General features: G+C 62.9%; 11 protein-coding genes and 1 pseudogene. 6 read left to right on the top strand and 6 right to left on the bottom strand.

The window, feature by feature from the left end; all coding sequences use genetic code 11:
- The first annotated feature begins 86 nt into the window (after nt 1-86).
- Nucleotides 87-464, top strand: coding sequence for a termination factor Rho (locus ACIPK7_RS16440; protein WP_401088936.1), 378 nt, complete (start codon nt 87-89; stop codon nt 462-464).
- 11 nt (nt 465-475) lie between these two features.
- Here ACIPK7_RS16440 and ACIPK7_RS16435 read toward each other — a convergent pair whose 3' ends face one another.
- Nucleotides 476-1,333, bottom strand: a complete 858-nt coding sequence (locus ACIPK7_RS16435; RefSeq protein ID WP_401088934.1) for an SDR family oxidoreductase — start codon at nt 1,331-1,333, stop codon at nt 476-478.
- A 39-nt stretch (nt 1,334-1,372) separates the two neighbouring features.
- Nucleotides 1,373-1,549, bottom strand: a complete 177-nt coding sequence (locus ACIPK7_RS16430) for a metallothionein (RefSeq protein WP_192432545.1) — start codon at nt 1,547-1,549, stop codon at nt 1,373-1,375.
- A gap of 75 nt (nt 1,550-1,624) precedes the next feature.
- Between ACIPK7_RS16430 and ACIPK7_RS16425 the strand changes: the two genes are divergently transcribed.
- Nucleotides 1,625-1,810 (top strand): hypothetical protein, encoded by a 186-nt coding sequence (locus tag ACIPK7_RS16425; protein WP_401088932.1) that lies wholly within the window; start codon nt 1,625-1,627, stop codon nt 1,808-1,810.
- Nucleotides 1,811-1,820: 10 nt separating this feature from the next.
- On the opposite strand, the gene ligD is transcribed toward ACIPK7_RS16425, so the two are convergent.
- The 3 genes from ligD to ACIPK7_RS16410 form a co-directional block, all read right to left on the bottom strand.
- Nucleotides 1,821-4,358 carry a DNA ligase D gene (gene ligD, locus ACIPK7_RS16420; protein WP_401088930.1) on the bottom strand — a complete coding sequence of 846 codons (2,538 nt, stop codon included), beginning with the start codon at nt 4,356-4,358 and terminating at the stop codon, nt 1,821-1,823.
- Nucleotides 4,359-4,361: 3 nt separating this feature from the next.
- On the bottom strand, nt 4,362-4,808 hold the full coding sequence (locus tag ACIPK7_RS16415; RefSeq protein WP_401088928.1) for a phosphotransferase system, HPr-related protein: 447 nt from the start codon (nt 4,806-4,808) through the stop codon (nt 4,362-4,364).
- Between the two features lie 124 nt (nt 4,809-4,932).
- A complete protein-coding gene (locus ACIPK7_RS16410) occupies nt 4,933-6,066 on the bottom strand; it encodes a carboxylate-amine ligase (RefSeq protein WP_401088926.1) in 1,134 nt (377 codons plus the stop codon).
- A 162-nt stretch (nt 6,067-6,228) separates the two neighbouring features.
- Here ACIPK7_RS16410 and ACIPK7_RS16405 point away from each other — a divergent pair, with 162 nt between their 5' ends.
- Nucleotides 6,229-7,602: an iron-containing redox enzyme family protein gene (locus ACIPK7_RS16405; protein ID WP_401088924.1), complete on the top strand. Its 1,374-nt coding sequence runs from the start codon at nt 6,229-6,231 to the stop codon at nt 7,600-7,602.
- A complete protein-coding gene (locus ACIPK7_RS16400) occupies nt 7,599-8,549 on the top strand; it encodes a methyltransferase (protein ID WP_401088922.1) in 951 nt (316 codons plus the stop codon). Before ACIPK7_RS16405 ends, ACIPK7_RS16400 begins: the two co-directional genes overlap by 4 nt.
- Nucleotides 8,550-8,638: 89 nt before the next feature.
- On the opposite strand, the gene katE is transcribed toward ACIPK7_RS16400, so the two are convergent.
- Nucleotides 8,639-10,807, bottom strand: a complete 2,169-nt coding sequence (katE, locus tag ACIPK7_RS16395) for a catalase HPII (RefSeq protein WP_401088921.1) — start codon at nt 10,805-10,807, stop codon at nt 8,639-8,641.
- 273 nt (nt 10,808-11,080) lie between these two features.
- Here katE and ACIPK7_RS16390 point away from each other — a divergent pair.
- Nucleotides 11,081-11,596, top strand: a pseudogene (locus ACIPK7_RS16390) (DUF4142 domain-containing protein).
- A 234-nt stretch (nt 11,597-11,830) separates the two neighbouring features.
- The gene (locus ACIPK7_RS16385; RefSeq protein ID WP_401088919.1) at nt 11,831-12,559 is read left to right on the top strand and encodes a hypothetical protein; all 729 of its coding nucleotides are present in this window, start codon (nt 11,831-11,833) and stop codon (nt 12,557-12,559) included.
- The last annotated feature ends 67 nt before the right edge of the window (nt 12,560-12,626 follow it).

Raw genomic sequence — 12,626 nt, 5'->3', positions numbered from 1 at the left:
GAACGGTTTCTCCCCAGTGTGAACCGCGCTCGCGGGCCGTGCGCTCAACGAGCGTGCATCGACGCCACTGAGAAAGGAGAACCGCCATGCCACGGGGCGACAAAGACAAGTACACCGACAAGCAGAAGCGCAAGGCTGAACACATCGAGGAAAGTTACGAGAGCCGTGGCGTCCCCAAGGACGAGGCAGAAGCCCGCGCCTGGGCCACGGTGAACAAACAGTCCGGCGGCGGCGAACGCACCGGCGGCTCAGGCCAGAAGAAGAGCGCACCGGCCAAGGCTGCCTCCCGCCGCAGCTCGGCCAAGCGCGCGGTGGCCACCAAGCGGGGTGAGCCACGCCCTGACCAGTCACTGGAGTCCATGACCAAGGTCGAACTGCTCAACCGCGCCCGGACCCGGCGCATTGCCGGTCGCTCGAGCATGCTCAAGCAACAGCTGATCGAGGCGCTACGCGGCGCGGCATAGCCACCTGCGGCTCAGCCATTCACGACCGTCCCGCCGTTGACATGCAGCACCTGCCCGCTGACATACGAGGAATCGCTGCTGGCAAGGTAAACGTAGGCCGGGGCCTGCTCGTCGGGCTGCCCTGGCCGGCCCATGGGAGTGTTGGCGCCGAAGGTCGCCACTTCCTCGGCATCGAAGGTCGAGGGAATCAGCGGCGTCCAGATCGGCCCCGGCGCCACTGCATTGACTCGGATGCCGCGCTTGACCAGATTCATCGCCAGCGAGCGGGTGAATGAGGTGATCGCGCCCTTAGTGGATGAATAGTCGATCAGTTTAGGGTTGCCCTTGTAGGCAGTGATCGAGGTGGTATTGACGATGGCGCCTCCCTCTCCCATCAACGGCAGCATCGCCTTGGTCAGCTGGAACATGCCGAAGATGTTGGTTCGGAATGTCCGTTCCCACTGTTGCTCCGTGATGTCTTCCAGGCACTCCTGAGGATGCTGTTCCCCGGCGTTGTTCACGAGTACATCCAAACGTCCCCAGCGCTCCTCGACACGGCGAGCCACTTCCGCGCAGAAGTCCGCATCGGCCACATCGCCGGACATTTCCAGGCATTGCTGTCCGAGAGACTCGATGATCTGGCAGGTCTTGAGCGCATCCTCGGATTCATTGAGATAGAGCAACACCACGTCGGCGCGCTCGCGGGCGAACATGACCGCAACAGCACGGCCGATGCCACTGTCTCCACCGGTCACGATGGCGACCTTGCCGGCCAGCTTGGCGGCTGCGCGGTAATGGCCAGAGACGAACTCGGGCTGCGGGCGCATTTCCTCCTCCCGGCCTGGCTGCTGGTCCTGATGCTGTGGCGGCAGAGTTTGGGTTTCGCTCATGAGGATCTCCTTCGATGCACCCTGGCATCTCGGATGGATTTAGCCACGCGGCGGCTTTTGCTCGCCGCAGTGGCAATGCGTGTCCTGACAGTGTTTTTCGCCATCCGGATGGCCGTCGGCGCAGGCCTGGCAGCAGTAGGCACGGCCTTCTCGGTACACGGCCGTAGCTCCCAGGCTGCAAGAGCAGCCAGGGCAGGAGCAGCGTTGTTCGTTCATGAAAGCGTCCCTCCGGAAGTGATGGTCACACTGGGTAGGCCCAGGGCGGGAAGCTTGGTTCAGGCTTTTTCACCAATGGCGCGCCGCCAACTGGTGTTCATCACCTGCGGACGCTTCGACCATGACTATGCGGTAGGGCAACAGCAATCGAGTAAGGAGGACGCCAACTCGGACCTGCAAGGATTCGCCCGTCTCTGGCTGCCGATGCTTTATCACCAGCGCGAGTTGGCCGACCAGTTGGTGGCTTCGCAGGCACCCTGAGCCTTCTCGTTCAGCCTTCCAGTTGCTCGATCATCCGGCGGGTCAGGCGCTGCTTGGTGTCGGCCCAGCCTGCCCACGGATCGGCCGCAGCCAAACGCTCGTCGACGTTGGCGATCGTCCACTGATTCGCCGCCTTGAGCTTGGCAAGTTCATCGCGACTTACCGGCACCGACACCGGCAACCCCTCTCGAGCCCGCACCGACCAGACGCAGACTGTGCTGGCGCCGCGGGTATTACGCAGATAGTCGATGAAGATTTTCCCGACGCGGTTCTTTGGCCCCGAAACGGCACTGAAACGGTCCGGCATCAGTTTGGCCATGTGCCGGCTGATGGCGTGGGCGAAGTCCTTCACCTCGTCCCAACTGTGACGCCGCTGCAGCGGCACGAGGATGTGCATGCCCTTGCCGCCGCTGGTCTTCAGGTACGCCGAGAGTCCTAGCTCATCCAGCAGCGTCAGGGTCAGCTGTGTTGCCTCGATCATTTTCTGCCAGGGCAATGAGGGGTCCGGATCGAGATCCAGGATAAATCGATCAGGCTTCTCCAGATCATCGAGGGCCGCGTTCCAGGTGTGCAGTTCCAGAGCACTCATCTGCGCAGCGCCCACCAACCCCTTGACGGTGGCGATGCGCAGCAGCGGCGCATGCCCCGGATCGAGCTTCGGATCGAGCGACTGCGCGCCGGGGATTTCCGTGCGCGAGGCGTGGCGCTGAAAGAACTGCTCGCCACCCACGCCGTCCGGTACGCGGACCAGCGAAACCGGGCGATCTGCAAGCCAGGGCAGCAGACGCTCGGCGGCCTTCTCGTAGTAATGCGCCACGTCTATCTTGCGCAGCTTGCTGGCGGGGTCGATCACCCGATCCGGATGGGTGATGGTCACTCCCTGGAGCGTGTTGGCCACTTTCCCCTTCGCGAACCTGGTGCGGGCTCCCTGGGCGGCCTTCTTCGGCTTCTCCTCGACGATGGCCTGCACCGGCTTGTCACTGCGCAGGCCGTGGAAGACAGCCTGGCGCACCAGGCCCTCGCGGGTCATTTCGGCGAAAGCGACTTCGCACAGCAATTGGGGGCGCAACCAGGTGACGCCCCTGGCGTCCGCACCCTTGGGTGCTCCTTGAAGCGGGCAGGTCTTGCGCTGCAGCGGTTTGAGCTGGTGGTGAAGTGCTTTGAGGCTGGCAGCGCTGAAACCGGTTCCGACCTTGCCGGCATAGCGCAGCGCCCCGTCCCGATCATGCAGCCCGAGCAGCAAGGCACCGAAGTGCGAGCGTGAGCCTTTGGGCTCGCTGAAACCGACAATGACGAACTCCTGCCGACGCTTGCACTTGAGCTTGATCCAGTCACGCGAGCGCTTCTCCGAATATGTGCTGCCGGCACGTTTGCCGATGAGGCCTTCCAGGCCGAGACGGCAGGCGCTGTCCAGGATGCTGCGTGGGTCGTCGGTGAAGTCTTCCGAGTAACGCAACGAATCATCTTTGTTGCCGCGCAGAACTCGCTGCAGGGCCTGACGGCGCTCTTCCAGCGGCTTGCCGCGATAGTCCACGCCGTCCAGCCAGAGCAGGTCGAACAGGGTGTAATGGATCGGCTTGGAGACATTGGCATCGAAAGCGTTCTGCAAGCGCTGGAAATCCGGGCGCCCTTCTTCGTCCATGACCAGGATCTCGCCGTCCAGCCAGGCGGACTGTACGTCGAGCGCCGCCAGCGCCTTACTAAGCTCTGGTAGTTTCTTCGACCAGTCGTGGCCGTTGCGGGTCATTAACCGGACTTTGCCGCCATCGAGGCGAGCGAGGATGCGGTAGCCGTCGATCTTGATCTCGTAGCGCCAATCGCCGGTGGGCGGTGCTTCCACCAGCGTGGCGAGTTCCGGGGAAATGGTATCGGGCAGTTTGGCTTTACGCGTTGTCGTGGTCTTCTTCGTCGATGCCGTCGGCTTCGATCGTTCAGGCGTCTTGGGCGTCGCCTTCTTCACCTGGGAGGACTCACTGGGCAACGATTGCCCAGTCACGACGCTCTGCGGCTCTTCGGCGAGTATGTCGAAACGCGGATAATCCCGCGCCTGGTCATCGCGCCCCTTGATCAGGAACCATTGCGGCTGGCGACCAGCCATACGGGTTCGCACCAGGTTCCAGCTGCCGGCGAGCTTGCTGCCTTCCAGGCGGAACTTCAGATGGCCGCTTTTAATGCCCTCGTGGGGGTCGCCGATAGGCGTCCAGCGGCCTTCGTCCCAGACGATTACATCGCCTGCACCGTAATGCCCTTCGGGTATGTGGCCCTCGAACCGCGCGTAGTCCAGCGGGTGGTCCTCCACCTGGATGGCCAGGCGCTTCACGCTCGGATCCAGGCAGGGGCCCTTGGGCACCGCCCAACTCTTCAGCACGCCATCCAGCTCCAGGCGAAAGTCGTAGTGCAGGTGGCTGGCGTCGTGTTTCTGCACCACGAAGGCGTGCTCACCAGCATGGCTGCTCGGCGCTTCACCGCTGGGTTCGGGGGTTCCGCTGAAATCACGCTTGCGGGCGTACTCCTTCAGGGTCTGATTCGAAACTGCGGTGCGGGCCATGGCTCATTGCTCCTCGTCGGGGTCGGAGTCATCCCAGGGTTTGCCGTCCAATGGGTGCACGCGGCCTTCCTCGGCTTCGTCCAGGCCAATGCCTCCGCCGATTTCACTTTCGCGGCGAATGTGCAGCTCCTTGTCCAACGGATTGCTGCCGGCCGGCTCCAGCGGCGATTCCCTGCCGTCCTCGTCGATCAGGGTTTCCGGCGCCAGATCGTCCATGCTCACACCATCGTCCACAGCGCTGTCACCCAGGGTTTCGCCACCGGTCTGGCCCATCTCACGGCGGCGCTGCGCGGGGAATTCACGCTCCACCTCTTCGGGCGAGCGCTCGTCGCCAATACGACCTTCGGGAGCCTTCTCGAAATCCAGCTCGCGCACACTGCCCATGCGGTCTTGGGTATCGTCGATCTCGATGTGCTGCGGATCAGGTTGTTTCTTGGGGGAACTAGTCATGGCGCTGCCTCCAGGCTGAATGGTCCCGTTTGCGTTCAGGCCGGTTGAGCAGGCGCACGGCCCTGGAGTTCAGGTTTTCTGCCGGGAGGACCGGCAAGGGCAGGAAGCAATCCGACAGCCAGTCTCAGGCCAGTGCGCCAGCAGCCAACTGATTCTCTGCCAAGAGATGGTGCACCACTGCCACCAGCGCAGCCGACTCGGCGAGTCCTTCGCCACGTGCCGATTCATAAGCCTTGCGCTGCCGATCAGCGCTGTTGCCTTCCTCGATGATCCTTGTGGCATGGGCGAACAGGCGCTGGCTTTCGTCGCCCTGCCAGTCTCCAACGGCAGCCTCCGCGCGCTGGAGCCAATCCCGTGCACTGCTTACCTGATCGCCCTCCACTAGAAAGTGCCCCGCACAACCATACCGTCGCGCCTGCCAGAAGTTCTCCGCGAGCATGGCCCGCTGCCAGTGCGGCTCCGCAGGTTCGCGTGCATCCCGCGCCTGGCTTACCAGCAGGCGGAACAAACCGGCGACGCACAGCGCATCGTCGATCCGCGGGCAGGCGTCGGTTATGCGCAGTTCCAGGGTCGGGTAATGCGCCGAGGGCCGCAGGAACCACCAGGCGTGGCCGGGCTCGTTCATCAGACCGCACTGCAGGAGCAATGCGATGTAGCGTCGCCACTGCGCCTCATCGGTGAATTGAGCTGGAGGCCCCATGCGCGGCCACTCCCCACATAGCGATTGCCGATAGCTGACCAGTCCAGTGTCTCGCCCACCCCAGAACGGCGATGACGCACTCAGGGCGAGCAGCAGCGGCATCCAGGGCAACACGCGGTTCATAATGCGTACCCGGTCTGCACCGCGCACTTCCACATGCACGTGCAGACCGCAGAGCAGACTTTGTCGTGCCACCCCGCCAGCCTCGTCGAACAGTCGCTGATAGCGCGGCCGGAATGCCGGTGACTGAAGGTGCAGATGGGTAAAGGGATGGGCCGCGACGCAGAGGGGCTCCAGCCCGTGCGAGCACGATATCGCGCGCAGTCGATAGCGGCGGTCGCTCAGAAATGCCGCGGCCTCATCGAGCTGGCGCAAGACCGGGCTGACCAGTTCGTATTGGCACTGGAAGATTTCCTCCGCGACTTCCTCGCCCAGTACGCCACGGCAGGCATGGGAAAAACCCAATGGTACGTCGCGAGCGAGGTCCAGGCTGGCCGGGTCGAGCAGGAAGAACTCCTCCTCGATGCCGAATCGGGGCAACGAGCGGCGTGCTGGCATGGCGGACCTCGCGGGATGTGGTCATGGCTGGGACGCGGCGGCGCGAGTGAGGTTCAGTCTTTCCGCCCTTCGACCCTGCACTTCGGCGTTTACTTGAAACCTTTGCTCGCCCTTCCACTCGCAAGGGAAAGCGTCCGCCATTTTTCGCACGAGGAGCCCCGCATGACGACACCCGCCCCCCGGAATGCTGTCAGCTCGTACCGCGAGCACTGCTCCATCCGCGATCTCTATCACACCCTGCTGCGCGCTCCGGAGAACCATCTGGAAAGCGCTGCTTCTTTTCTCGATGCGCAGTTGGGCTTGCTAAAAGCCGACGACGACGAGCTGCCCAACGACCCGCAACGCTGGGCCGACTGGCTCGCCAATCGAGCCGAGCGCAGCGCCCAGGGCTATGCCACCTACCTGCGCGAGCGCCACGAAGGAGCACCACGTCGGCATTTCACCAATCGCGCCCATGCCCTGCACTTCCTCCAGGCCATCGCTCCCACCAAACAGGTGGACGGCGCCTGGCTCTATGGCGTGCTCGAACACTGGAGTGACCCGCGCCTGCTGCCACTGGTACACACCTGCCTGGAAGAGCTGGGCCACGGCATCCCGGCGCGCAACCACGTGCTGGTGTACCAGCGCCTGCTGGACAGCCTCGGTTGCGATGCACCGCCCGACCTGAGCGACGCGCATTACCTGCAAGGCACCCTGCAACTGGCGCTGGGTTACCTGGCCGATGACTACCTGCCCGAAGTGCTGGGCTACAACCTGGGATACGAGCTACCGCCGCTGCACCTGATGATCACCAGCAGTGAACTGCGCGAGCTGGGCATCGACCCGGAGTACTTCCGCTTGCACGTGACTATCGACAACGCCGCTACCGGCCACGGTCGCAAGGCACTGCAGGCGCTGCAGGCCAACCTGCCGCAATTGGGCGATCGAGACGCCTTTCTGCGCCGAGTGCATGCCGGTTACCGGCTCAACGACGCGGGGCTTTCCAACCGCCAGTTGCTCGACGGCTTTGACCTGGAAGCCGAAGTAGTCGCCATGCTCGAGCGCAAGCGGCCTTTCGCCAGGCAGATGCATGACGACCGCGCGCGCATCGGCGGGCGCACGGTGAATCAGTGGATGGCAGGCCCCGGACGCATGGGCGAATTTCTGGTCGCATTGCAGAGACTCGGCTGGATCAAGCGTCATCAGGACCCTGCTCACAGTCGTCTCTGGGGACTGATAGCCGGGGACAGCGCTGCCATGTTCGGTGTATTCAATCCATACGAGCGGCAGCTGCTGCATGACTGGATTGCCGGCGACTGGAGCGAACCATCGCAACGAAGTCCCTGGGCCGGCAGTGAGAAAGCCAGCGCAGTCCAACCGCCGGCGTGCTCGGAGTTCGCCAACGAGGAGCGCGCCCTGCTCAACGAGCTGTCCAGCCTTTCGCCTCGTAGCCGCATGCATCGTCTGGTCGCCCTCATGGCCCCGCACCGCCACTGGACACCCGCCGGGCTATTGGCCACGCGCATCTACACTGACAAACTGGGGATCGAACCATGACTTCATTCTTCGACTCTCGCCTTGAAGCGCTGGTGCCGCTCGGCCAGGAACTGCAGGCGCAGGAATACCGCTTCACCACCGTTACGCCGGCAACCCACGCGCGCGTCAATGCCCGGCCGGAGAACCAACTGGCTGAAGATATTCAGGGCGTGTTCGGCTGGAGCCGACTGTTCTCCGATGAGGTAGTCAGCGAGCGCATGCTCGCCCTGCTGGAAACCGGCGGTCTGCTGCAACGCCAGGACAGTCAGTGGCGCAGTGCGGTGCGCTGGTCGAGCCTCGACGGGCAGCTGTTCGCCCACTCCGCCTACCCCACGGTGGAAACCGATGCGGTGTTCTTCGGTCCGGACACCTACCGTTTTGCCCACGCTCTGCACCAGCACTTCCAAAATAGTGAGGCCGGCAATGTGCGTCGCGCCGTGGACATCGGTTGCGGTGCCGGTCCCGGAGCCATCCTCATTGCTCAGGCCTTTCCGGATGCGGAAGTCACCGCCGTGGACATCAATCCGCGTGCCCTGGACTTCACTCGCGCAAACGCCTACCTCGCCGGCATCGATGACCTGCAGATCCGCCAGAGCAACCTGCTCGACCACATAGACGGGCAGTTCGACCTGATAGTTGCCAACCCGCCCTACCTGCTCGACCCGGACGAACGCACCTACCGCCACGGTGGCGGAGAGCTTGGCGGTGGCCTGTCGTTGCGCATCGTCGAAACCGCCCTGCGACGCTTGAACGTCGGTGGCACCCTGCTGCTCTATACCGGCGCAGCGGTAGTCAACGGTGAGGCCCCCCTGTGTCGTCAGCTGGACACATTGCTGAGCGATCGGCCAGTGAGCTGGCACTACGAGGAAATGGACCCGGATGTGTTCGGCGAAGAACTGGACAGCTCGGCTTACCAGCATGCCGAGCGGATCGCGGCGGTAAGGCTGACGGTGAAGCGGCTGGGCTGACCTCTCGCAAAACGCTCAACCCGGCAGGCCTTATTCGTAGCGCCTTCTGACCTGTAGGAGCGGAGCACGGCCGCTCCTACAGGGCCGACTCAGGCCGGAATCTTCGCCACCAGCGCCTCCCTCGCCCAGATGCGGTGCCGCTTCAGCGCCTTCTCGAAGCCAGCGAACACATCCGTGGCAGAAGCGCCCTGGACGATGCCCTCGTCAGGCGACAATCCGAGTTGCCCCGGCAAGGCCTGCGCATCACCGGCGAAGGCCAGCGGCTTGAGGTGCTTGTAGGCTTCCAGCAAATAATGCAGGGCGCGCCCGTCACCGCCGATCTGCTGGACAGCCTTGGTGCCCCCGGGGACGAACACCGCATCGAAAGCCACTGACGGCAAGCCATCCCAACTGGCATCAGGAATCAGCGATGCACCACCTTGCGTCTTCACCGGCGCCGCGCTCGGCCCGATCAGCTTCGCCGTAGCACCGGCCTTCTCCAGTGCATCGCGCAGATCGCCCACATCGCCCTCGCTGACGCCATTGGCGATCAGGATCGCCACCTTGCGTGAACGGATATCTCCGGCCAGCAGGTTGGCCTGGCTCAATGCCGGCGACGTTTTGGGCTGCGGAACCCTGGCGGGCTTGTGGGTCACCTTCACGCCGATCTGGCTGGCCACTTTCTCCGCAAGCTTCGGACAGATGTTGGCGAGGATTTCATTCACTTCGCGCTCGCGGATCGTCATCCGCTCCACCTTCGACAGTTCGAATACATAAGCCGAAGCAACGTGTCCCTGCTCCGCTTCGCTGAGGCTGTGATAGAACAGCGCCGCCTGGGTGAAATGGTCGGCGAAGGAATCGGCGCGTACCCGCACCTTGGTCCCTGTCATCGGCTCATGGTAGCTGCTGAAGCCGCCCTGCCGCGCGGCAGCCGGCGTCTCCTTCGGCCAGCCGCCGTCGATGGAGTTCGGCTCATAGGCCGCACGCCCCTTGTGCACCCTGTGTTGATGCAGGCCGTCGCGCTGGTTGTTGTGGAACGGGCACAACGGCTGGTTGATCGGAATCTGGTTGAAGTTCGGGCCGCCCAGACGCAGCAGTTGGGTATCGGTATAGGAAAACAGTCGGCCTTGCAGCAGCGGGTCGTTGCTGAAGTCGATGCCAGGCACTATATGGCCGGGGTGGAATGCGGCCTGCTCGGTCTCGGCGAAGAAGTTGTCCGGATTGCGGTTGAGTACCATGCGTCCGAGCAGCTTCACCGGAACCAGTTCCTCGGGCACCAGCTTGGTTGGATCGAGCAGGTCGAACTCGAATTTGTCGGCATCGGCCTCGGGGATGACCTGCACGCCCAGCTCCCATTCGGGGTAATCGCCGCTCTCGATGTCCTCCCATAGTTTGCGGCGGTGAATATCCGGGTCCTTGCCGGCGAGCTTCTGCGCTTCATCCCAGAGCAGCGAACAGACGCCGGATTTCGGCCGCCAGTGAAACTTCACCAGCGAACTCTCGCCCGCCGCATTGATCAGGCGGAACGTATGGACGCCAAAACCCTGGATGTGGCGCAGCGAGATGGGGATCGCCCGATCCGACATGGCCCACATGACCATGTGCGCCGACTCCGGGGTGAGCGAGACGAAATCCCAGAAGGTGTCATGTGCCGAGGCCCCCGTGGGTATCTCGTTGTGGGGTTCGGGCTTCACCGCATGGACAAAGTCTGGAAACTTGATGGCGTCCTGGATGAAGAACACCGGCATGTTGTTGCCCACCAGATCGTAGTTTCCCTCGTCGGTATAGAACTTCACCGCGAAACCCCGCACGTCCCTTACGGTGTCGGCCGAACCACGCGGCCCCTGCACCGTGGAGAAACGCACGAACACTGGCGTCTGCTTGCCGGCGTTGCCGAGGAAGGATGCCTTGGTCAGCGCGCTCCAGTCGTCATAGGACTCGAAGTAGCCATGGGCCGCCGCGCCGCGGGCGTGGACGATACGCTCGGGAATCCGCTCGTGGTCGAAGTGGGTGATCTTCTCCCGCAGGATGAAATCTTCCAGCAGCGACGGCCCACGCTCGCCGGCACGCAGGCTGTTCTGGTTGTCGGCGATGCGCACATTGGTGTTGGTGGTCAGCGCCTCGCCAGTCGCATCTTCACGATAGCGTTCAAGGTCTTCCAGTTTTTCATTGGTGTTGCCCCGATCGATAGTCTGGGTGCCCGCCAATTCGCTCTTCTTTGCAGTGGGTTTGGTCACGGTGGATTTCTCCTCATCAGGGTTCAAACCAGCACGCGACATACAAGAACTGCCGCGCCTCGATCTATCTGATGGGACAGACCTGCACCTGAGAGTTCAGATAATCGGTCGGCCTGCGCCGAGCGCGCCCCGGTCCTTAGTCCTCGGCGGCCCCGGCAACTGCTGGCGGGCTCTTCCTCACGCCGAGTTTCTCCAGCCGTGGCCAGTCCGTTTGTTAGCGACCGTTCATCCACTGCAGTGAACGCTCATTGGCCAGGCCCCGTCATCCGGACATGCCCCAGCTGGCGGGGCACTCATCTGACCAGAGGAATCACCATGAACATGACAGCCCACCTGCGAGGCGGACTCCTGTGCGCCCTCGTCCTCGTCGCCACCCCGCTGATGGCGGAACAGAAATCAGCCCAGGACCAGCACTTCGTCAGCGAAGCGTCAGCCGCCGGCATGGCGGAGATCGATGCCGCCAAACTGGCGCTGAAGAAAAGCCAGTCCGCCGATGTGAAGACCTTCGCCCAACACATCATCGATGATCACGAAAAGGCCAATGCCACGCTGAAGAAGCTCGCCGCAGCGCATCAACTGCAGCTCTCCGACAGCGCCAGCCTGACCAGCCAGGCAAAGGCCAAGGTGCTTGACGCGCGCGAAGGGTCGTTCGACGCAGCCTATGCCAACAACTAGGTCAGCGCTCATGAAGAGGCAGTAAAGGTCTTCACCGACGCAGCCAACAATGCCGTAGACGCGGACATCAAGAAATTCGCCCAGGACACCCTCCCGGTGCTCCAGCAGCACCTCGAGATGGCGCAGGAACTGGTCAAGGCGCACCCCTCCAAATAGGCGTTGAGCTGGAGCCCCCGGCGCTGATCGCTCAGCGCCCGGCTACCGGTCAGCAGACCAGCTACCCAGCTGCGACTCTGTAGCGTTTGGCCGGTAACATGAACGACCGCGAGTCAGTGAGTGCACGCAATTCCTGTCCTTCGACCCTGACTTCGAAAGCATTTGGCACGAGTCCGACTATTCTTCTGTGCGTATCGCCTGCCGGAACTCCGGGGGGCAACCAGGAGACGCTTCTTGAATCGGACTCGACTGCTCATTGCATCCTGCCTGTCACTGATTTCGTTCTTTGCCCATGCCCAGACCCCGGTGGCCTTTCTCCAGGGCCGTCTCTACGAGCTTCGTCGCGACACTTCGCCAGCCACGTGCACCGAATGGCCGAGCGGCCTCCCCGATGGCGTCTGGGGAAACGGCGGCGATTACGTTCCCGATGGCGAACACCTGAGCGCCGATGGCGGCGTGCTGATCACTTCGGCGATCTACAAGCCAACTGGCGTTCGCGTTTCGCACACCTTCTACAAAAACCGGCAGTCATGCCTTGCAGACCTTTCGCCGGAACCGACGGCGACTGCCGTGAAGAACGACGGCCGGGGAAGCTATGTCGACAGGCTGCAGCGTGATTTCGGCAGCCGCCTGTATTTCAGCTCCGCCGAGGCCGAGGCCCTGGTGAAGAAGATCAATATCGACTGCAAGGCTCCCGATGGTCGTTACCTACCGCTCTACAACGCACTTCTGGCGCGCCTGGATGAAGGCAGCACGCCTGATGCCTGGATGGAAACCAGCGTGGTCAACACTGGCAAGAAACTGCAGGTGTTCGACAGCGTTCGGCTGAAGAGCGGCAAGGAGCTCACCCCTCAGCTGACCCTGGAAATCAACGAATTCGGCGGGTACGAAACCCACGGCGTGCGCCCGCAGGCGCTGTCCAATGCCTGCTTTGGCAGCTACGGCCCCATCTGGAAGCTCTAGTTTTCACCTTCTTCTCGTAACTATTTGAATCTGCTGGAGTTGCCTTTCTAGACAGGTCATCGCGACT

Source organism: Pseudomonas sp. NPDC086581 (genome assembly GCF_044746165.1).
Classification (GTDB): domain Bacteria; phylum Pseudomonadota; class Gammaproteobacteria; order Pseudomonadales; family Pseudomonadaceae; genus Pseudomonas.
This window is presented reverse-complemented; position numbering and strand designations above follow the sequence as displayed.

Coding starts and splice junctions, on each gene's coding strand:
- katE (WP_401088921.1), bottom strand. CDS start 10,807: ATGTCGCGTGCTGGTTTGAACCCTGATGAGGAGAAATCCACCGTGACC.
- ACIPK7_RS16425 (WP_401088932.1), top strand. CDS start 1,625: ATGGCGCGCCGCCAACTGGTGTTCATCACCTGCGGACGCTTCGACCAT.
- ACIPK7_RS16440 (WP_401088936.1), top strand. CDS start 87: ATGCCACGGGGCGACAAAGACAAGTACACCGACAAGCAGAAGCGCAAG.
- ACIPK7_RS16415 (WP_401088928.1), bottom strand. CDS start 4,808: ATGACTAGTTCCCCCAAGAAACAACCTGATCCGCAGCACATCGAGATC.
- ACIPK7_RS16400 (WP_401088922.1), top strand. CDS start 7,599: ATGACTTCATTCTTCGACTCTCGCCTTGAAGCGCTGGTGCCGCTCGGC.
- ligD (WP_401088930.1), bottom strand. CDS start 4,358: ATGGCCCGCACCGCAGTTTCGAATCAGACCCTGAAGGAGTACGCCCGC.
- ACIPK7_RS16435 (WP_401088934.1), bottom strand. CDS start 1,333: ATGAGCGAAACCCAAACTCTGCCGCCACAGCATCAGGACCAGCAGCCA.
- ACIPK7_RS16410 (WP_401088926.1), bottom strand. CDS start 6,066: ATGCCAGCACGCCGCTCGTTGCCCCGATTCGGCATCGAGGAGGAGTTC.
- ACIPK7_RS16430 (WP_192432545.1), bottom strand. CDS start 1,549: ATGAACGAACAACGCTGCTCCTGCCCTGGCTGCTCTTGCAGCCTGGGA.
- ACIPK7_RS16405 (WP_401088924.1), top strand. CDS start 6,229: ATGACGACACCCGCCCCCCGGAATGCTGTCAGCTCGTACCGCGAGCAC.